The organism is Streptomyces sp. NPDC054770 (assembly GCF_053611985.1).
Window position 1 is genome coordinate 1 of record NZ_JBSHBL010000010.1, and the last position, 19,077, is coordinate 19,077.

The window sequence follows — 19,077 nt, forward strand, 5'->3', positions numbered from 1 at the left end:
GTGCGGGGGTCCCCCATATATTGGCCGCCCCCGGGGGGGGGGTTGGGGTAGACGACCCCCCCCCCGGGTTGGTGGGGGCCGGGCCGGGGGGCGTGGCGGGGGGCACCGGGATCGACACCCGGTGCCCCGCCTCCAGGGACCGCCTGGTGTCGTCGCCGGCCTCCGGCTCGACCCCGACGACCCGGATCCCGGGCAGTAGCCCCTTGGCGGCGGTGGCGCTGCCCGCGATCAGCCCGCCGCCGCCGACGGGCACCACCAGGGCGTCCAGCTCGCCGACGTCCTCGATGAGTTCGAGCGCGGCCGTGCCCTGCCCGGCGATGACGTGCGGGTGCTCGTACGGCGGGATGAGCGCGAGCCCGCGTTCGGCGGCGAGGGCCTCGCCGATCGCTTCCCGGTCGCCGGTGTAGCGGTCGTACGTCACGATCTCCGCGCCGTATCCGGCGGTCGCCGCCAGCTTGGCGCGCGGGGTGTCCGCGGGCATCACGATGACGGCGGTGCTGCCGAGTTCACGGGCGGCGAGCGCGACGGCCTGGGCGTGGTTGCCGGAGGAGTAGGCGGCGATGCCCTTGGCCAGCTGTTCGGGGGACAGCCGGGACGCGGCGTTGTAGGCGCCCCGGAACTTGAACGCCCCGACGCGCTGGAGGTTCTCGCACTTCAGGAAGACCTCGGCACCGACCAGCTCGTCCAGGGTGCGCGAGCGAAGCACGGGAGTGCGGTGGGCCGCTCCCTTGATCCGCGCCGCCGCGTCGTGCACGTCCTGGAGGGTCACGGGTGGAGTGTCGGGCATGTTCGTCCTCCGTTCCGGGCGCCGCCGGGCGCCGGATGGGCATCTACCGGATGGACTTATTGTCTATCACCTGGACAAGAAGTCCAGACCCGATCCCGGAGGGGGTACCGCCGGCAGCGCCCCGTCAGGGGCGCTGGGGGTACCCCCGGCCGAAGGCTGGGGGAGGAACTGCGCGACCAGCCACGACGGCGCCGCAGTCGGTAGACGGCAGTCGGCAGACGGCAGAGCGCAGAGTGCGGCACTTCCAGCGGAGCGCTCAGCCGATCTCGACGACCCGTGCCCAGTCGGGCGGTGTGTCCGGTACGTAGTCGGGGTCGTCGTCCTCCTGCCATGACGTGCCGCCGTACTGCCGGGGGAACAGGCCCACCACCGTCCGGCAGGCCGGCTGCGTCTGCGGCCAGGGCGTCTGCCCGTCGGTGAGGACCACCACCACGTCCGGGGCCGGCCGCGCCCGCAGGGCCCTGGCGAAGCCCGCGCGCAGGTCCGTACCGCCGCCGCCGACCAGCGCGATCCCCTCCGCGCGGCACAGCGGCTGCACGGTCCGGGCGGCCGCGTCGCAGGACAGCACGGAGACCAGGTCCCGGCGGCCGCCGACGGCACGGGCGATCGCGGCCACCTCCAGCAGCGCGCTGCCCAGTTCGGCGTCGCTGACCGAGCCGGAGGTGTCGATGACCACCGAGACCCGGGGCGGGCGGCGGCGCAGGCTCGGGAGGACCACGCCGGGCAGGCCGGCCGAGCGGCGCGAGGGGCGGCCGTAGCTGTAGTCGTCGCCGGCGCCCGCCGCCGAGGCGGCCGAGCGGACCGCGGCACCCAGCAGCTCCCGCCAGGGCTGCGGCGGATGGAAGGCCTCCTCGGCCCAGCGCCGCCAGCCCTCCGGGGCGTTGCCCGGCCGGCCGGTGATGGCCTGCGCCACCCGGAACCGGACCCCGTCCCGCTCCTGCTCGCTGAGACCGTGTGCGCCGTCCGGCCCCAGGTCCCACTCCCGGTCCCGGCCGTCGGCGCCGCTGCCGCAGTCCAGCCAGGCGAGGTCCTGGGTCAGCGGCCCGAGCCGGAACTGGCGCAGGTAGTCCTCCATCAGCCCGCCCTCGTCCAGCCGCAGCATGAACGGCAGGACGGCACCCCGGGGCCGCACCAGCCCGTCGCCGTACGCGTCGTCGTTGATCTCCAGGTCCGCCGCGATGTTCATCCGCAGCCGCTCGCCGGCCCCGGTGAGCCCGCGTTCCCTGGCGACCCGGTCGCTGCGCGCGTGGTGCTCGCGGAGCAGGTGGGACACCTCGTGCACCCACACCGCGGCCAGGTCCTCCTCCGGCATCCGGTCCACGAAGGCGGGCGAGACGTAGCAGCGCCAGTGCTTGTCGACGGCCATGGTCGGCACCTGCCGGGACGCCACGACGTGCAGGGCGAACAGGGCCGTCGCGAGGTAGGGCCGGGCGCGGGCGGCGTGCAGCCGGGCGGCGTAGAGCTTGTCCAGGTCCAGTGCTCCGGCGGGCTCCGTGTCCAGCGCCCCGGCCGGCTCCGTGTTCATCGGCCCGCCTGCGCGGCGACGCGTTCGGCCGCCCGGTCGGCGCGGCGGGACACGGACACCGCTCCGGCGAGGCGTTCGATCGCCGCCGGGACGTCCCAGTCGTCCCGGCGCAGCGTGGCCAGGGTGGTGGCGGGGACGACCACCAGGTCGGGGGCTCCGGTGTCCAGTGCCCGCACCAGCAGCGCCCAGGCCGCGTCCCAGCGGGCCCGGTCCGGCCGTTCGCGGACCGCCGCGACCACGCCGTCCAGCACGGCCTGGCGCAGGTCACCGCGCTCCGGCAGGTCGGCCGCGGCCGGGTCGGCGAGCAGCGTCTCGGGGTCCGGGAGCTCCATCCGGTCGACGCTCGCCAGCAGTTCGAGCCCCGGTCCGTCCCCGACCGTGCCCCTGACCAGCAGGGAGAGCACGTCCCGGGAGGAGCCGGCGGCGTGCGCGAAGGCGACCAGGCGCAGCGTCATGTCCCAGCTGCGCGGTGACGGCCAGGCGCCGCCCCGCCGCATCTCGCCGCTCGGCAGCCGGTGGACGAGCGTGGGGCGGGTGGCGAGCAGGCCGCACACCGCGCGGCGGGCGAAGTCCACGGCGGCGGGCAGCCGGTCCGGGTCGAGCCGGGGCAGGGTCGCCCGGGGCCAGGTGCCGCCCAGTCCGCGGACGACGACCTCGTGGTCGTGGGCCCATTGCAGGTGCACGAACCGGTTGGCGAGCGGCGGGCTCAGCTCCCAGCCGTCGGCCGCCGAGGACCGCGGGTTGGCGGCGGCCACGATCCGTACGCCGGGCGGGAGCCGGAGCGCGCCCACGCGACGCTCCAGGACCAGCCGGAGCAGGGCGGCCTGCACGGCAGGGGGCGCGGTGGACAGCTCGTCGAGGAACAGCAGGCCCCGGCCGGCCTGCACCAGCCGTACCGCCCAGTCCGGCGGGGCCATCGGGACGCCCTGGACGGCCGGGTCGTCGCCCACGACGGGCAGGCCGGCGAAGTCGGACGGCTCGTGCACGCTGGCGATCACGGTGGTCAGCGGCAGGTCGAGCGCCTCGGCGAGCCGGTTCAGGGCGGCGGTCTTGCCGATGCCGGGCTCGCCCCACAGGAGGACGGGCAGGTCGGCGGCGACGGCGAGGGTGAGCGCCTCCAGCTGGGTGTCGGTCCGGGGTTCGGTGGTGGAGTCGCCGAGCAGGCCCAGCAGGGCATCTGCGATCGCGAGTTGGTCAGGAGCATGAATGGGCATGAGAGATCACCTGAGGGTGTGAGGGGGCGAGTGGAGGGGGTCAGCGACGGCGGCCGGCGGTGCGGGGGCCCAGGCGGGGGTCGCGGTCGGACCTGCGGTGCCGGGTGCGGACGGGTCCGGTGCGGGATCCGGCGAGGCCCGCCCGGTAGAGGCCGTAGGTGATCCGGCGTTGCGCGGCGGACTCCAGCTCGTCCTTCAACGGGCCGTCGCGCAGCACGGCTTCGGGCCCCAGCAGTCCTTCGACGACGGCGAGCGCGCCGCTGATGTCCCCGTGGTCGAGGCGTTCGCGGACGCCGGTGAGGCAGTCGGGGCGGCGGTGCGCCTCGTCGATCACCCGCAGGCAGGGCAGCGGCGGTCCGCCGAGCGCCACCAGCAGTTCCTCGCGCCGCAGTTCGTCCGGGGAGTGGTCCAGCGGGGACAGCACCCCGTCGACCATGCCGATCCGGTGCGCGGCGCCCCGGCAGTCCACGAGGCGTGGCTGCCGGGCCGGGTCGGGGAGCGGCGCCCGGGCGGCCGCCTCGTGTCCGGGGACGAGTGCCGCGGCGACCAGCGGATGCAGCCGGCCGGCGTCGACCAGCCCGGCGCGCAGCAGCTCCAGATCGGGGAGCCTCCAGGTCGCCGCGTCGGGCAGCACGGGCACCGCGCCGGGCCGGACGGGCACCGCGCCGGTGCCCGGCTCCGGGCCGGTGGTCACGGTCCCGTCGGCCGCGAGATGCAGGGCGAGCCGCTGCCGGCCGCCCAGGCGTACGACGACGGTCCCGGTGTCCCGTCCCTCGGCTCCCAGCACCATCCGCGCCTCGTCCGCCCATCGCTCCGTGGCGCACAACGCCCCCTCATGGGGCTGAAGTCGGCCGAAGAACGAGGGGTGTCCAGCACCCAGTGGCCGGTCGGCGCCCGAGCGGGTGCGCAGTCCGTCGGCGGCGTCGGCGTCCCACAGGTGGCGGTGCAGGTCGAAGCGGAACCGTCGGCTGGGGTGCGGATGCGGGTGTCCCCGGGCGGCGGGCTCGCCCAGGGTGCCGTCCCACAGTGCGAGGCCGATCCGCTGCCCGGCGTCCGCCCAGGCCGGCGGGGTCCGGGCGACGAGGCACAGGGCGCCGTCCCCGGCGTCGTAGTGGGCGAGCGGCATGGTCAGCCCCGGCCGCAGCAGCCCGTCGGGGGCGATCCTCGGCAGATGCCAGCGCAGCAGATCGGGCGCCAGCCGGCGCAGGTCGGCCCGGATCCGGTCCCGGACGTCCCGGCCCCACGTACGGGCCAGTGCGCGCAGGTCGAGGTCGACGTCGAAACCGGCGGCGGCACAGGCGCCCGCCCAGTCCCCGGCGGTGCGCCGGGCGGTCGCGGTCTCGATCATGGCGGGCGGCACGGCGAACTTGCGCACGCGCCGCCACAGGGAGAGGCGGGTGTCCCCGTCCGTGAGGTGAGTGGCCATCAGCACTCACCTGACGTGGACGGGACCCCCAATCTGACAGCAGAGTGAGTGGTCATCGCCGGGAGCATACGGCGGCCTCGCCCCGGTCGGCCAGCCAATTACGCGCGCCTGCCGGGTGGGACCGCTTCAGCCTCCCGAGGGGCGCGGGGAACTGCGCGGACAACCCACGACGACCCGCACCCGCGGGAATACCCCGCACCGGGCCCGCACGTGACGCGGATCACCCCGGCCGAGTGCAGCGTTCTGCCGTCCCCAGGGCCTTTTCCCAGGTGTAGGCAGCCGGGGAGAGCGGGGACCGTGGGAATGGAGCAGGCTCGGGCCGGTGAGTACGACGAGTTCGTGGCGGCCCGCTGGTCGGGGTTGTGCCATCTGGCCCGTCTGCTCACCGGTGGCGATCGGCATCGGGCCGAGGATCTGTTGCAGGAGTCCTTGGTCCGGTTGTGGTTCGTCTGGCCGAAGATCGCCGACGAGGCGCCGGAGGCGTACGTCCGGAAGATCCTGGCGCGCGCGGCGGCCCGCTCGGCGCGGCGCCGGTGGTGGGGCGAGCGCCCCGTCGAGGAGCTGCCCGAGGTCGCGGCGGCCGGTGACATGTCGGCGATCGTCGCGGAGCGTTCCCGGCTGGAGGCCGCGCTGGCGCTGCTGACCCCGCGCCAGCGGGCCGCGGTCGTCCTGCGCTACTACCAGGACCTGCCCGACCGGCAGGTCGCCGAGGTGCTGGGGTGCCCGGTGGGCACCGCCCGGTCGCACGCGGCGCGCGGGGTGGCCCGGCTGCGGGAGCTGCTGGCGGACGTCATCGAGCCGGTGGGGTGAGGAAGAGGCCATGGATCACTTCGAGCGGCAGTTGACGCAGTTGATGCACGGCGAGCGGGAACCGGTGGCGTTCGAGCCCCGGCACCGGGAGCGGCTGCGGGCCGGTGTGCAGGCACGGCGGCGGGTCCGGGCGGCGCGGCGGGCGGCGGGCAGTGTCCTCGCCGCCGCGGGGCTCGGCCTCGGCCTGTTCCTGTGGCCCCACCCCGGCGTCCGTGACGAGCCCGGCGCACCGCACCCCAGGCCCGCGACCAGCCCCACCAGTGGTACGGCACCGACGCCGGGCGTCTCCCCCGGCGCGCCGTCCTCCGGCGCCACGACCTCGGCCCCGCCGCCCACGGACACCACCGCGCCCGAGGACACCCCGTCGGCCACGAGCGGGGACACCGCCTCGACCTCGCCTACCCCGACCTCGACCGCGACGTCCACCCCGGACGCGGGCACGACCCGGAGCACGTCGCAGGGCTCGTCCGGGGGTTCGACCGCCACCACGTCGCCGCCGTCGGGGCCCGCGACCGAGAGTCCCGACCCGTCGGAGGGCTCGTCGGCCCGCTCGTCGGCCGCGGCCGGCTCCACCGGCTAGCCGACGGCACCCGCCCCCCTTCCCCCCTTCCTCCTTCTTCACCCACCCCACCGCCAGGTGTGCCTTCGGCACGCCCCGAGAACGAGTACGGATGCGAAAAAACGCCATGAATCACCCTCGGGCCACCCTGCCGATCCCGGCGCCGCCTCCTCCGGCGCACCACGACGAGCCGGTCCTGGACCTGGCCGTACCGGTGTTCAACGAGGAGACTGACCTGGAACCCAGCGTGCGGCGGCTCCACGCGCATCTGCGGGACACCTTCCCGTACCCCTTCCGGATCACCGTCGCCGACAACGGCAGCACCGACGCCACCCCGCTGATCGCCGCCCGGCTCGCCGCCGAACTGCCCGAGGTGGAGTGGATACGGCTGGCCGAGAAGGGCCGCGGCCGCGCGCTGCGGGCCGTCTGGTCGGCGTCGTCGGCGCCCGTCGTCGGCTATCTCGACGTGGACCTCTCGACCGGGCTCGCGGCGCTGCTGCCGCTCGTCGCCCCGCTGCTCTCGGGCCATTCCGACCTGGCCATCGGCACCCGGCTGGCGCCCGGCGCCCGGGTGGTGCGCGGCCCCAAGCGGGAGGCCGTGTCCCGCTGCTACAACATCCTGCTGCGCTGCACCCTGTCGGTGGGGTTCTCGGACGCGCAGTGCGGATTCAAGGCCGTACGACGGGACGCCATCGCACAACTGCTGCCGCTGGTAAGGGACTCGGCGTGGTTCTTCGACACCGAGCTGCTGGTGGTCGCGGAGCGGGCCGGGCTGCGGATCCACGAGGTGCCGGTCGACTGGGTGGACGACCCCGACAGCCGGGTCGCGCTGCTGTCCACGGCGCTGGCCGATCTGCGCGGCATCGCGAGGGTCGGCCGGGCGCTGGCCCGGGGCGCGCTGCCGTCCGGGCGGTCACCGCGGCCGTACGCCGTCCCCGCGGCCGTCATGGCGCTCGCCCAGCTGCTCCTGTACCCGGCGCTGCGCCCGGCCGCCGCCGAGCAGGTGGCCAACGCGCTCTCCCTGCTGGCGTGTTGGACGCTCGCCCAGCCGCTCCTCGGCCGGCTCCCGCGGCCCGCCCGGCCGGGACTGGCCGCCCGGCTGACCGTCACCGCCGGTTCGCTCGCCGTCCTGCGGCACACGGTCCCCGCCGCCGGGCTCCGCGCGGAACTCGCCGTACTCGCCGCCGCCCACCTGTCCCTCGCCCTGTCCCCCGTCCTCGTACGTTCGGCCGCCGGCGGGCGGCGGCGCCGGACGGAGTCCGCGGCCTCATGACCACGCCCCTCACCCCCTTGAAGAACACGGCACCGCCGCTGCCCGCCGACTCCGGGACCGCCGCGCCGGGCCCCGGACAGCGTCTGCGCGACACGGTCCGCCGCTACGGCCCGGTCCTCGCGATGTACGGCGTCCTGAAGCTCGTCGGCTTCGGCTCCTTCATGTATCTGCTGGACTCGGCCGGGGACTTCCGCAGGAAGAATCCGCGGTTCGGGGGCGGCGCGCACACCTGGGACGTGCTGGGCACCTGGGACGGCTGGTGGTACCAGCAGATCGCCCTGCACGGCTACCACCCCGCGCTGGTCCCGGTCCCCGGTGCCACCGGCCTGATCACCCTCCAGGGCAATTCGGCCGCGTTCTTCCCGCTCTACCCGGCGCTGATGCGGGTGGCGATGGAGGTCACCGGTCTCGGTCCGTTCGGCGCCGGGCTGCTGGTGTCGGTCGTGGCGTCGTTCGCGGCGGCGCTGGGGATCTTCGCGGTCGCCGCGTGGTTCGGCGGTCGGCGGGCGGGGCTGGCGGCGGCCGGGCTGTGGGCGGTGTGGCCCGGCTCCGGCGTGGAGTGGGCGGTCTACTCGGACTCGCTGTACGTGGCCCTGGCCGCCTGGGCCCTGTACGCCGTGCTGACCCGCCGCTGGCTGACGGCGGGGGTGCTGACCTTCACGGCCGGCCTGAACCGGCCCACCGCCGCCGCACTGGTCGCCGCGCTCGCCCTGGCCGCGCTCCTCGCGCTGCGCCGCCGCGCGGACGGCGTCGCCCGTCCGCTGACCGCGATGCTCGTCGCTCCCCTGGGTCTGCTCGGCTATCTGGGCTGGGCGGGTCATCGCATGGGCGACTACGGCGGCTACTTCGCGCTCCAGTCGGGCGCGTGGGGGCACGAGTTCGACTACGGCAGGCAGACCCTGGACGTCCTGACGTCGGTCCCGGTGGGCCACTTCGGCTACCTCTTCGCGCTCCCCTTCGCGGACGTCATCGGGGTCGGGGTGGTCCTGCTCGACCTGGCGCTGCTGCCGCTGCTGTTCCGGCTGCGGCCGCCCGCGGTGCTGGTCGTCCACACGGTGCTCACCCTCGCCCTGGTGCTGGGCAGTCAGCAGTACTTCGCGAACGTCTCGCGCTATCTGCTGCCCGCCTTCCCGCTGTTCGTCCCCCTGGCGGTCGCACTGCGCCGCGTCAGCCTGCCCTGCCTCTGCGTGCTGCTGGGCATCGCGGCGCTGGCCTCCGGCTCGTACGCGGGCTACGCCCTGTTCGAGCTCGGAGTGCCCTGACGACGGCGCGCTCCCGCTCGACCACGGCTCAGTCCTTCTTGACGGCCACTCCGCCGTAGAAGCCGATCTCCTCGGAGCCGGCCGGCGGGGTGGCTTCCGGGCGCCAGAACGGGACTTGGGCGACGCCGGGTTCGACCAGCTCGAACCCGTCGAAGAACCGCTCGACCCGGGCCCGGGGGCGCAGGTTCATGGAGGCGGTCGCGTTGTTGTAGACGGCCTGGGCCTCGCTGCGGTCGTCGGCGAAGTCGTCGGTGGCGTGCGAGAGCACCAGGAAGCTGCCGGCCGGGAGCGCGTCGCGGAGGGTGGCCACGATCCGCTCGGGCTCCTCCTCGTCGCGGACGAAGTGCAGGATGGCGCCGAGGAACAGCGCGACCGGCTCGCCGAAGTCGATGATCCGGCGTACCTCGGGGTGGTCGATGACGGACCGCGGGTCGCGCAGGTCGGCGAGGACGATGCCGGTGGTGCCGGCCCGGCTGAGCAGTGCGTCGCCGTGGGCCTTCACGATCGGGTCGTTGTCGACGTAGGCGACGCGGACGTCCGGCGCCAGCTCCTGGGCTGTCTCGTGCACGTTCGGTGAGGTGGGCAGCCCGGTGCCGATGTCGAGGATCTGGCGGACGCCGCCGAGGACGACGTGCCGGACCGCGCGCTGGAGGAAGCCGCGGTTGGCCCGGACGGAGATCCACACCTCGGGCGCGACGGCGGCGAGCTGGTCACCGGCCCTGCGGTCCACCTCGTAGTTGTCCTTGCCGCCCAGCAGGTAGTCGTAGATCCGCGCCGGATGCGGCTTGCTGGTGTCGATCTCCACGGACCCGTTGCCGTCCTGCGTCACGTGCGCTCCTCTCGACGACCGCCCCGGCCCCCCTTGGCTCACCGACGGATGGCGACAGCTTTCCATATCAACTTCGGCACCAGCGGGCGGAGTTCCGTCCTCGGCGGCGCCTGCCTGGCGCCGGGCGGTGGCCCCGGTCGACCGACCGGGCCGGACTTGACTACCATCGGTCCCAGGTGTCCGGGCAAGTGGCCCGGTTTGGTTTTGTTGGGGGTTCACAACATGGTTTCTGGTCGTGTGGTGCGGTTCGACAGCTCGCGCGGGTACGGGTTCATCGCGCCGGACGGTGGCGGAGAGGACGTCTTCCTGCATGTGAACGACATGCAGATGTCGGAGTCGTACGTCCGCCCCGGCGTGGCCGTGGAGTTCGAGATCGAGGCCGGCGAGCGCGGTCCGAAGGCGTCCGGTGTCCGGCTGGCCCGGAGCGCCGACGTCCGCACGCTCGGGCCGGACGACGACTCGCTGTGCGATCTGCTCAGCGCCGAGGAGTTCACCCGCGAGGTCACCGAGACGCTGCTGGCGTCGGCGCCGACGCTCACCGCCGAGGAGATCGTGCGGGTCCGGGGCGCACTGGCCCAGTTCGCGAAGAACCACGGCTGGATCGAGGGCTGACCCGCCCGCGGCGGGCGCTCGGCTCACGCGTCGCGCGAGCCGAGCAGCCGGCCGCCCGCCGCCAGGGCGGCGACCGCCCACAGGGCCAGGACGCCCAGCCCCTGCCAGGGGCCGATGGGCAGCCGGTCGGTGCCGACGGTCGCCTGGACGGCCAGGCCGGCCGTCATCGGGGCGAACCGCTGGAGGTGGCGCTGCCAGTCCGGGTCGGCCACGACCTGGGCGAGGATCGGGAAGACGAACAGCAGCGCCAGCACGATGCCGATCGCGGTGGCCGAGTTCCGTACGGCGAGCGCCAGGCCCAGGCTCAGCAGGCCGATCAGCGTCAGGTAGAGCACGGAGCCGGCCGCGGCCCGCAGGACGGCCCCGTCGGTCAGCGACAGGGCCGCGTACCCGTGTTTCCGGGTGAAACCCCGGCCCGGCTCGACCAGCCGCCCGACCAGCAGCGAGCCGAGCACCGAGACCGTCGCGGCCGTCAGCGTCACGGCGGTCAGGACGGCGGCCTTGGCGGACAGGACCGTCAGCCGTCGCGGGACCGCCGTGAGGGTCGTGCGCATCATGCCGGTGCCGTACTCGTTGCCGACCGTCAGGACGGCGAGGACCGCGACCGCGACCTGTCCGGCCATGACCCCGGTCAGGCTCAGACGTGCGGGGTCACCGCCGCAGCCCGGGACGTCGCACCGGGCGGACATCGCCACCCCGGCGCCGACCGCCACGGTCAGCGCGACCAGGCTCAGCAGCAGCCAGAAGTTGGCCGCATCGGTGCGCAGCTTCGTCCACTCCGCGTGCCCGGCGCGCCTCATACGTCCCTCCGGCGCAGCAGCACGACGGCGGCCCCGAAGGCGACGGCCGCGTAGCCGCACAGCACCGCGAACCCGGCCCAGGGAGAGAGCGGGAAGTACCCGGACGACGGCGCGTAGACGGTGACCACCTGGTCGTACCGTACGACGCTCTGCTGGACGGCGAACCCGGCCGCCGGGGTGACCCGCAGCAGCCACTCGGCGGCCCCGTCGGGCAGCACCGACGACGTCGCGAGCAGGTAGGGCAGGACCATGCCGGCGATCACCACGGTGATGGCGACGGCGCCGCGCCGCAGGATCGTGCCGACGCCGAGGGCCAGGACGGCGGCGGCGCCGAGCAGCAGGCCGGTGCCGGCGACGACCCGTGCCTCGGTGCCGGCCGGCACGGTGAGCACCGGGAAGCCGCCGGACCGGGAACGCGCCGCGCCGAGCGGGACCATCACGGCGGCGGCGACCGTCCCGGCGAGGAAGGCGACCCCGCCCACCACCAGCGCCTTGGCCGCGAGGACCCGGCCGCGGCGCGGACTGGCGGCGAGGGTGAGGCCGATCAGCCCCCGCCGGTACTCGGCGGTGATGTAGCCGGCGGCGACCACCACGATCACGACGAGCCCGGCGAACGCGCCGACGAGGAAGTTCTCGATCATCCGCACCCCGCTGCCGGCCGGACCGCCGACGACCGGCGCGATGTCCCCGGCCCCGGTCACGGTGTAACCGGAACCGGACCGGACGGCCGTGCCCCTGGTGTCCGCGGTGTAGCTGCCCGAGACCCCGGCGTCGTCGCCGACCTGCTGGTACCGCCAACCGCCCGCCGTCCACCCGCCGTCCAGGGCGATCCGGTCGAAGCCGCCGGTGGCGACCGCGGGCGCGAAGCCGGAACCCGTCCCGGTGGACTGCTCGGCCGACGGCGAGGTCACGAACAGCCCGGCCTGGACGGTGTCCGGGAGCCCGGCGAGGCGGGCGGTGCCGACCTCGCTCCAGGTACGGCCGTCGGCCGACTGGTAGCCGGTGAGGACGTCACCCGCGCGCCGCAGCCGGAGCCAGCGCGGTGACGAGGCGGTGACCGCGCCCGGCGCTCCGGCGACGTCGTGCGTGTAGTCGTACTGCATCCGCACGCCGTGGCCGCCGGTGACCATGACCGCCGCGTACGAAGAGCCCTGCGTCAGGCCGTCCTTGACGATGATCCCGGCCTTCGCCCAGGGGGTGAGGCCGGATCCGGTGTGGCCGGGGTCGGTGGCGAGCACGCCGGTGAGCGAGGTCACGGCCACGGTGAGCGTGCCGTCGCCGGTCAGCGGCCGGTGCACGAAGGAGAAGTCGTCGTTGACCGCTTCGCCGCCAGGGCCGACGGGGAGGGCGGAGCCGGCGCCCGCGTTGCCGGCCGCGGTGGCGAGCAGCCCGACCAGGCAGACCAGCAGGACGGCGCCGAGGCTGCTCACCCACCAGCCGCGCACGGTACGGAACTTGGTCCACTCGGCGTGCAGCAGCGGCCCGAACCCGCCGAGGGTGGCCGTGGTCATCGACCGGCCTCCTCGGGCAGGGTCCCGCGGTACTGGACGGCGTCGCGGGTCAGTTCCATGTACGCCTCCTCGAGGGAGGCGCGGTGCGCGGTGACCTCGGCGAACGGCACGCCGTGCCCGGCGAGCAGCGAGACCACCTGCTCGGCGGCCAGCCCGGTGACGGTGACCGTGCCGGGGCCGGTGGAGCTGACGGTGGCGCCGGCGCGGGCGAGTGCGGTCATGGCGTCGGCGCGCGCGGAGGTGCGCAGGGTGACCTGGCCGCGGGAGACGGACTCCAGCAGCTCACGCACGCCCAGGTCGGCGACGACCCGGCCCCGGCCGACGACGATCACGTGGTCGGCGGTGTCCTGGAGTTCGCCCATGAGGTGGCTGGAGACCAGGACGGCCCGGCCCTCCCCGGCGAGGGCGGCGAGGAAGCCGCGGATCCACTGGAAGCCCTCCGGGTCGAGCCCGTTGAAGGGTTCGTCGAGCATCACCGCGGGCGGGTCGCCGAGCAGGGCGGCCGCGATGCCGAGCCGCTGCCGCATGCCGAGCGAGAAGCCGCCCGCCTTCCGGTGCGCCACGTCCCGCAGGCCGACCTGCCGGAGCACCTCGTCGACGCGTGCGGCGCGCAGGCCCTGGGAGTGCGCCAGCCACAGCAGATGGTGGCGGGCGGTGCGGGCGGGCTGGACGGCCGCGGCGTCCAGCAGCGCCCCGATGTGGGTGAAGGGTGTGCGCAGTCGGTGGTAGGGGCGGCCACCGACGAGGGCGCTGCCCTGGTCGGGCCGGTCCAGGCCGAGGATCACCCGCATCGTGGTGGACTTGCCGGCGCCGTTCGGGCCCACGAAGCCGGTGACCTGGCCGGGCCGGACGGTGAACTCCATCCCGTCCAGCGCCTGTACGCTCCCGAAGCGCTTGCGTAAGTCCCTGACCTCGATCGTCGTTTCCATGACCGCCAGGCTAGGAAGCACGGCGGCCGGATACGTCACCCCTCGGAGCCAGCTTTCGCATCCCTCGCACGGGGGACCACGAGTCCGGACTCGTAGGCGGCGACGACGGCCTGGGTGCGGTCGCGCAGCCCGAGCTTGGCGAGGATCCGGCTGACGTGGGTCTTGACCGTCTCCTCACCGACGACGAGACGGGCCGCGATCTCCGAGTTGGACAGGCCCTCGGCGACGAGCAGCAGCACCTCGGTCTCCCGGGTGGTCAGCGTGCCCAGCCGGGGCGGCGGGGTGCTCGTGGCGGCCCGGTCGGGCAGCCGGGCGAACTCGCCGATCAGCCGGCGGGTGATGGCGGGGGCGAGCAGCGCGTCCCCGGCGGCGACGACCCGGACGGCGTCGAAGAGCCGCTCGGCGGTGACCTCCTTGAGCAGGAAGCCGCTGGCGCCGGCGCGCAGGGCGTCGTAGACGTACTCGTCCAGGTCGAAGGTGGTGAGGATGAGGACCCGCGGTCCGCCGGTCCGCTCCGGTGCCGTGCCGAGCAGCCGACGGGTGGCCTCGATGCCGTCCAGACCCGGCATCCGGATGTCCATCAGGACGACGTCCGGGCGGGTCTCGCGGCACCTGCCGACCGCCTCGGTGCCGTCGGAGGCGGTGCCGACGACGGTGAAGTCGGGCTGGGAGTCCAGCAGGGCGGCGAAGCCGGTCCGGACGACCAGGTGGTCGTCGGCGATCACGACACGGATCGGCGGGGTGGGGGTACTCATGCGCTGTCTTCCGTCCTGGCCTCGGGGTCGTCGCGCGGTGGCGCGGGGAAACGGGCGGCCACCAGGAAGCCGCCGACGTCCGCCGAGCCGGTGCGGACGTCTCCGGCCACCGCGGCGGCCCGCTCGCGCATGCCCAACAGGCCGTGTCCGTCGGGTGGTCGGTCGGTTGCCGGTCCTGGCCCGTTGTCGCGGACGCACAGGTGCAGGCGGTCGTCGGCGTAGTGCAGTTCGACGTCCACGGCGGCACCCGGCGCGTGTTTGCGGGCGTTGGTGAGGGACTCCTGGACGATCCGGTGGACGGCGAGTTCGACCCCCGGGTCGAGGGCGCGGGGAAAGCCGCTGAGGACCAGGCGGACGGAGCCGCCGGCGGCCGAACGGGCCTCGTCGAGGAGGTCGCCCAGGTGGCGCAGGTCCGGCTGGGGGCTGCGCTTGCCGCCGTTCTCGGACCCGGTGTCCTCGCGCAGCACGCCGAGCAGCCGGCGCATCTCGTTGAGCGCGGCGCGGGCGGTGTCCCCGATGCCGAGGAGGCGTTCGGCGCCCTGGGCGGGCATGCCGGGGGTGGCCACCCGGGCGGTCTCGGCCTGCACGGCGATCATGGAGAGGTGGTGGCCGACGACGTCGTGGAGTTCACGGACGATCCGGGCACGCTCGCCCCGCGCCGCGTTCTCCCATTCGGTCACGGCCATGACCCGGCGTGCGGCGGAGTGTGCGCGGCGGTGCTCGGCGGCCCGCCCGGCGAGCCCGGCGCAGGCGGCGGCGGGCGCGAGCACCGCGAGCAGCACCGTGCGGGTGGCCGTGTCCGTGGGGGTGGACAGGGCCAGGGCGAGAAAGGGTGCGCCGAGCAGGAGCGCGAGGAGCGTGGACCCGGTTCGGGCCAGCCGGTACTGGGCGACGAGCTGGGCCGCGAGTCCCGCGGCCGTCAGGGTGTGCAGGATCGTGAGCGAGCCGAGGCTGGCGGCGGTGACCGTGGCCCCGGCCGCGCGCGGGCGCAGGAACAGCACCGGTAGTGCCGTTGCCAGGCAGAACAGCCCTATGACCAGGGTGAGTTGCACATGGCCGGTGCCGGAGGCGGCGTCCGCGAACATCCGCGGGACCGAGCCGTGGCCGACGACGAACTCCGCGAGGGACTCGGCGACCGCGAGGACAGCGGGCAACACCGCCCAGGCGTACGGCCGTCGGGCGATCCGGCGGCACAGCCGGTACCAGGTGTCCTGCCATGCCCCCGCACGCATCACGCCGGTCAGTATGACAGCGGGCCCGTCCGATCATCGAAACGTCATCGTGACGAGGGTCACACTGCCGCGGTCGAACTTTGGCGCCCGTACCGCATCTAGTCCGCGTCGGTTCACGAGCGGCCGCGGAGCAACCCCCCTCCGTTGCCGTCCACTTGATTCAGCAAGGAACATTCAATGGGTTTCATGGCTTACTTCCGCGGCTTCGTCCCGTGGATCGTCGCGGGCGTCGTGTCCGGCTTCGTCGACTGGCGCTGGGGTGCGGTCGCCGGTGTCGTCTCGGGGCTGGTGCTGCTGCTCCAGGACCGCCGTCGCGGGGTCGAGCTCGACGCGCTGATCCTGGAGGCCAGCACCATCCTCTACTTCCTGGTGATCGGCGGCATCTCCTTCGCCGACCCGGAATCGGCGCTGAAGGACCACAGCGACGTCCTCTCGTTCGCCTGGCTGGCCGCCACCGCCTGGGGATCCATGGCGATCCGCCACCCCTTCACGCTGGGCATCGCCAAGCGCCAGACGCCGCGCGAGTACTGGGACATGCCCGAGTTCCTCCAGGTGAACAACTACATCACCGCCAGTTGGGGGGCCGGCTTCACCTTCATCGCCGTCGTCCTTGCCATCGGCAACGCGGTGGACGCCCCGACCTGGGTGGGCATCACCGCCCACGTCATCGGCCTGGCCGCCCCGATCGTCTTCACGAAGGTCTATCCCGAGCGTGCCCAGCGGCGCCTGCTGGAGTCGCAGGGGCTGTCCGCACCCCGGTGACCCGTCACCCGCGTGAGTGCGCTGGTCCGTCACCAGCGTGAGTGCGCCGGTACACGTCGCCGCGTTCGCGGCCGGCCTGCCCGCCGACGAGGCGCGGTCCCTGGCCGGCTCCGAGGACCGCATGATCCCGCCGCACGCCCGGCGCGCGATGGCCGAGCGGGCCGGCGCGACGGTGCCGGAGACCGGCGGCCACCACCTGACCGTGCCACACAGACGGCCGCGGCACCGATCGCCGCGGCCGCCCCGGACCTGATCCAGCATGCGGCCGGCACCGCCCCGCCGGCCCGGACAAGGAAAGCACCATGACCGAAGAGAGCACCCTCCCCCTGTATCTCAAGGGCCGGTTCGCGCCGGTCCCCGAGGAGCACAGCGCCTTCAACCTCACCGTACGCGGCACCCTCCCGCCCGAACTGGACGGCCGCTACCTGCGCAACGGCCCCAACCCGCTGCCCGGCGAGGACGACGGCCACTGGTTCACCGGCCCCGGCATGCTCCACGGCATCCGGCTGCGCGACGGCCAGGCCGAGTGGTACCGCAACCGGTGGATCCGCACCCGGGAGCTGGACGGCCACCCCTTCGTCCGCGAGGACGGCACCATCGACCTGGCCTCGACGCCCGGCAACACCCATGTCATCCGGCACGCGGACACCGTGCTGGCGCTGTGCGAGGTCGGCTTCCCCTACCGGGTCACCCCGGCGCTGGAGACCGTCGGGCCGTACGACTTCGGCGGCAAGCTGACCACCGCGATGACCGCACACCCCAAGGAGGACCCGGTCACCGGCGAACTCCACCTGTTCGGCACCGGGTTCGCCCCGCCGTATCTCACCTACCACCGGGTCACCGCGGCCGGGGAGCTGGTCGACAGCCGCCCGATCGAGGTGCCGGGCCCGACGATGATGCACGACTTCGCCATCACCGAGCACCACATCGTCTGGATGGACCTGCCCGTCGTCTTCCGGCCCGAACTGGCCGGCCGCGGCGGCATGCCCTACCAGTGGGACGACGGCTACGGCGCGCGGCTCGGCATCATGTCCCGTACGCCCGGCAGCACCGAGGTGCGCTGGTTCGACGTCGATCCCTGCTACGTCTTCCACGTCGGCAACGCCTACGAGGACGCGCTGGGGCGGATCGTCCTCGACGCGGTGCGCTACGACCACCGGAAGTTCGAGCAGGCCTGGGGCGACATCGGCGGGCCCACCGGCGTGTCCGTCGTGCCGGAGCCGGGCCTCGTCCAGGCGCCCGCGGTGCTGTACCGCTGGACGCTGGACCCGGCCACCGGCAAGGCCACCGAGCAGCAGCTGGACGACCGGGACGCCGAGTTCCCCACCCACAACGAGACCCTCACCGGGCGCGAGAACCGCTACCTGTACACGGTCGCGGGCGACGGCATAGCCAAGCACGACCTCACGGGCGAGACCACCCGGGTCCATGCGACGCCCGGCGCCCGTTACGCGGGCGAGGCGGTGTTCGTCCCGGCCGGGGACGGCCGGAGCGAGGACGAGGGCTGGCTGCTGTCGCTGGTCTCCGACGACGACGGCAAGGCCGCGGAGCTGCTGGTCCTCGACGCCACCGACCTCTCCGAGCAGGCGGTGGTGGAACTCCCCTACGCTGTCCCGGCGGGTTTCCACGGCAGCTGGCTGCCGGAACTCGGCACCGAGGACTAGCCGGGGCCCGCGAGAACAGAGAGGCCGAGAAGATGCGGTTGCTCCGGTCCCGGCACCGGAAGGACGGGCCCGCAGCCGTGTCCGGCTCCTCCGCCGCCTTCGCCTTCGGCTTCGCCGGTGCGGCCTCATGAGCCCGGTGACGGCCGAGGCCGCCCGCGTGCAGGACGCGGTGCTCGCCCGGGCCGCGCAGGCGGGCGAGGTCGCCGCCCTGGGACTGCTGCTCGAACGCCACCGCGCGGGGATGCGCGCGGTGGCGCTGAGCCTGCTGGGGCCGGGCCCGGACGCCGAGGACGTCATGCAGGACGCGGCCCTGACCGCGCTGCGGCGGATCGGCGACGTCCGCGATCCGGGGGCGGTGGGCGCATGGCTGCGGATGATCGTGCGCAACGCCGCCCGTTCCCTGCTGCGGGACGCGGTTCCCGTGCGGCCGGTGGACGAGGGCCTGCACCTGCCGTCCGCGGAGGCCGGTCCGGAGCAGTGGCTGGAACAGAGCGCGCTGCGGGACTGGATCTGGGAGGCGCTGGAGGAGCTTTCGCCGACGCTGCGCCTTCCGCTGGTGCTGCGCCACTTCACCACGAGTGTCACCTCGTACGAGCGGATAGCCGATGTCTACGGGATCCCCGTCGGCACGGTCCGCAGCCGGCTCAGTCAGGGCCGGGCCAAGCTCGCGGCGGCCCTGGCCGGCACGGCGGACGGCACGCACGGCGACACCGCGCGGCGCACCCGGGACAGCCGGGTCCAGGCCCGGGAGACCCTCGCCGCCGCCGAGAGCGGGCACTTCGGCGCGCTGCTCGCGGAGCGCTGGTCCCCCGAGGTCGCGCTGCTCAGGGGCGGCGAGCGGGTCGGCGGCGGGGACCTGCTGGTGCGTGCCATGGACGGTGACATCGCGGCCGGGGTACGGCAGCGCCTCGTGCATGCCGTCGCCGGCCGGTCGCTGGCCGTCTGGGAGATGGACATCGTCAACCCGTCCGACGACCCCGGGCACTGCCCGCCCGCCGTGGCCTGGCTGATGACGCTGGACGAGGCCGGCCGGGTGCACCGGCTGCGCCTGTTCCATCCGCGGCCGCTGCCGGCCATGGAGCGGCTCCCGGTGCTGTGACCCGGCAGGTGCCGGCCGACTTCGCCTC

The 19,077-nt window shown here is 74.5% G+C and carries 19 protein-coding genes; 9 read left to right on the forward strand and 10 right to left on the reverse strand.

Translation table 11 applies throughout. From position 1 onward, the window contains the following. The 4 genes from ACWGKQ_RS11615 to ACWGKQ_RS11630 all read right to left on the reverse strand — a co-directional run. The coding region (locus tag ACWGKQ_RS11615) for a pyridoxal-phosphate dependent enzyme (RefSeq protein WP_453291704.1) at positions 1–787 on the reverse strand (787 nt) is incomplete at its 3' end. A 256-nt stretch (positions 788–1,043) separates the two neighbouring features. Then, positions 1,044–2,312, reverse strand: a complete 1,269-nt coding sequence (locus ACWGKQ_RS11620) for a vWA domain-containing protein (protein ID WP_453291705.1) — start codon at positions 2,310–2,312, stop codon at positions 1,044–1,046. Further along, positions 2,309–3,526 carry an AAA family ATPase gene (locus ACWGKQ_RS11625; protein ID WP_453291706.1) on the reverse strand — a complete coding sequence of 406 codons (1,218 nt, stop codon included), beginning with the start codon at positions 3,524–3,526 and terminating at the stop codon, positions 2,309–2,311. The genes ACWGKQ_RS11620 and ACWGKQ_RS11625 overlap by 4 nt, the downstream gene beginning before the upstream one ends. A gap of 40 nt (positions 3,527–3,566) precedes the next feature. Further along, a complete protein-coding gene (locus tag ACWGKQ_RS11630; RefSeq protein ID WP_453291707.1) occupies positions 3,567–4,952 on the reverse strand; it encodes a hypothetical protein in 1,386 nt (461 codons plus the stop codon). A 303-nt stretch (positions 4,953–5,255) separates the two neighbouring features. Here ACWGKQ_RS11630 and ACWGKQ_RS11635 point away from each other — a divergent pair, with 303 nt between their 5' ends. The 4 genes from ACWGKQ_RS11635 to ACWGKQ_RS11650 all read left to right on the forward strand — a co-directional run bounded on the left by ACWGKQ_RS11635 (position 5,256) and on the right by ACWGKQ_RS11650 (position 8,856). Next, positions 5,256–5,762, forward strand: coding sequence for a SigE family RNA polymerase sigma factor (locus ACWGKQ_RS11635; protein ID WP_453291708.1), 507 nt, complete (start codon positions 5,256–5,258; stop codon positions 5,760–5,762). Positions 5,763–5,772: 10 nt separating this feature from the next. After that, positions 5,773–6,342: a hypothetical protein gene (locus ACWGKQ_RS11640; RefSeq protein WP_453291709.1), complete on the forward strand. Its 570-nt coding sequence runs from the start codon at positions 5,773–5,775 to the stop codon at positions 6,340–6,342. A gap of 106 nt (positions 6,343–6,448) precedes the next feature. Then, positions 6,449–7,594 (forward strand): dolichyl-phosphate beta-glucosyltransferase, encoded by a 1,146-nt coding sequence (locus ACWGKQ_RS11645; protein ID WP_453291710.1) that lies wholly within the window; start codon positions 6,449–6,451, stop codon positions 7,592–7,594. Further along, complete coding sequence (locus tag ACWGKQ_RS11650) at positions 7,591–8,856, forward strand: hypothetical protein (protein ID WP_453291711.1); 1,266 nt, start codon at positions 7,591–7,593, stop codon at positions 8,854–8,856. Before ACWGKQ_RS11645 ends, ACWGKQ_RS11650 begins: the two co-directional genes overlap by 4 nt. Positions 8,857–8,884: 28 nt before the next feature. Here ACWGKQ_RS11650 and ACWGKQ_RS11655 read toward each other — a convergent pair whose 3' ends face one another. Further along, positions 8,885–9,685 (reverse strand): SAM-dependent methyltransferase, encoded by an 801-nt coding sequence (locus tag ACWGKQ_RS11655; protein ID WP_453291712.1) that lies wholly within the window; start codon positions 9,683–9,685, stop codon positions 8,885–8,887. A gap of 222 nt (positions 9,686–9,907) precedes the next feature. Here ACWGKQ_RS11655 and ACWGKQ_RS11660 point away from each other — a divergent pair, with 222 nt between their 5' ends. Then, positions 9,908–10,297 (forward strand): cold-shock protein, encoded by a 390-nt coding sequence (locus ACWGKQ_RS11660; RefSeq protein ID WP_453291713.1) that lies wholly within the window; start codon positions 9,908–9,910, stop codon positions 10,295–10,297. Between the two features lie 23 nt (positions 10,298–10,320). Here ACWGKQ_RS11660 and ACWGKQ_RS11665 read toward each other — a convergent pair whose 3' ends face one another. From ACWGKQ_RS11665 to ACWGKQ_RS11685, 5 genes are read right to left on the reverse strand one after another with little or no spacing between them, the layout of a single operon-like run. Further along, positions 10,321–11,097 carry an ABC transporter permease gene (locus tag ACWGKQ_RS11665; protein WP_453291714.1) on the reverse strand — a complete coding sequence of 259 codons (777 nt, stop codon included), beginning with the start codon at positions 11,095–11,097 and terminating at the stop codon, positions 10,321–10,323. Beyond that, complete coding sequence (locus ACWGKQ_RS11670; protein ID WP_453291715.1) at positions 11,094–12,608, reverse strand: ABC transporter permease subunit; 1,515 nt, start codon at positions 12,606–12,608, stop codon at positions 11,094–11,096. Before ACWGKQ_RS11670 ends, ACWGKQ_RS11665 begins: the two co-directional genes overlap by 4 nt. Further along, on the reverse strand, positions 12,605–13,537 hold the full coding sequence (locus ACWGKQ_RS11675; RefSeq protein WP_453291716.1) for an ATP-binding cassette domain-containing protein: 933 nt from the start codon (positions 13,535–13,537) through the stop codon (positions 12,605–12,607). The genes ACWGKQ_RS11670 and ACWGKQ_RS11675 overlap by 4 nt, the downstream gene beginning before the upstream one ends. A gap of 35 nt (positions 13,538–13,572) precedes the next feature. Then, positions 13,573–14,292 (reverse strand): response regulator, encoded by a 720-nt coding sequence (locus ACWGKQ_RS11680; protein ID WP_453291717.1) that lies wholly within the window; start codon positions 14,290–14,292, stop codon positions 13,573–13,575. Next, positions 14,289–15,524 carry a sensor histidine kinase gene (locus tag ACWGKQ_RS11685; RefSeq protein WP_453291887.1) on the reverse strand — a complete coding sequence of 412 codons (1,236 nt, stop codon included), beginning with the start codon at positions 15,522–15,524 and terminating at the stop codon, positions 14,289–14,291. Before ACWGKQ_RS11685 ends, ACWGKQ_RS11680 begins: the two co-directional genes overlap by 4 nt. 177 nt (positions 15,525–15,701) lie before the next feature. Between ACWGKQ_RS11685 and ACWGKQ_RS11690 the strand changes: the two genes are divergently transcribed. The 4 genes from ACWGKQ_RS11690 to ACWGKQ_RS11705 all read left to right on the forward strand — a co-directional run bounded on the left by ACWGKQ_RS11690 (position 15,702) and on the right by ACWGKQ_RS11705 (position 19,049). Then, the gene (locus tag ACWGKQ_RS11690; protein WP_453291718.1) at positions 15,702–16,286 is read left to right on the forward strand and encodes a hypothetical protein; all 585 of its coding nucleotides are present in this window, start codon (positions 15,702–15,704) and stop codon (positions 16,284–16,286) included. Between the two features lie 37 nt (positions 16,287–16,323). Then, a complete protein-coding gene (locus ACWGKQ_RS11695; protein WP_453291719.1) occupies positions 16,324–16,539 on the forward strand; it encodes a hypothetical protein in 216 nt (71 codons plus the stop codon). A 49-nt stretch (positions 16,540–16,588) separates the two neighbouring features. Beyond that, positions 16,589–17,950 (forward strand): carotenoid oxygenase family protein, encoded by a 1,362-nt coding sequence (locus tag ACWGKQ_RS11700; protein ID WP_453291720.1) that lies wholly within the window; start codon positions 16,589–16,591, stop codon positions 17,948–17,950. A 127-nt stretch (positions 17,951–18,077) separates the two neighbouring features. After that, on the forward strand, positions 18,078–19,049 hold the full coding sequence (locus tag ACWGKQ_RS11705; RefSeq protein ID WP_453291721.1) for an RNA polymerase sigma factor: 972 nt from the start codon (positions 18,078–18,080) through the stop codon (positions 19,047–19,049). Positions 19,050–19,077 lie beyond the last annotated feature (28 nt).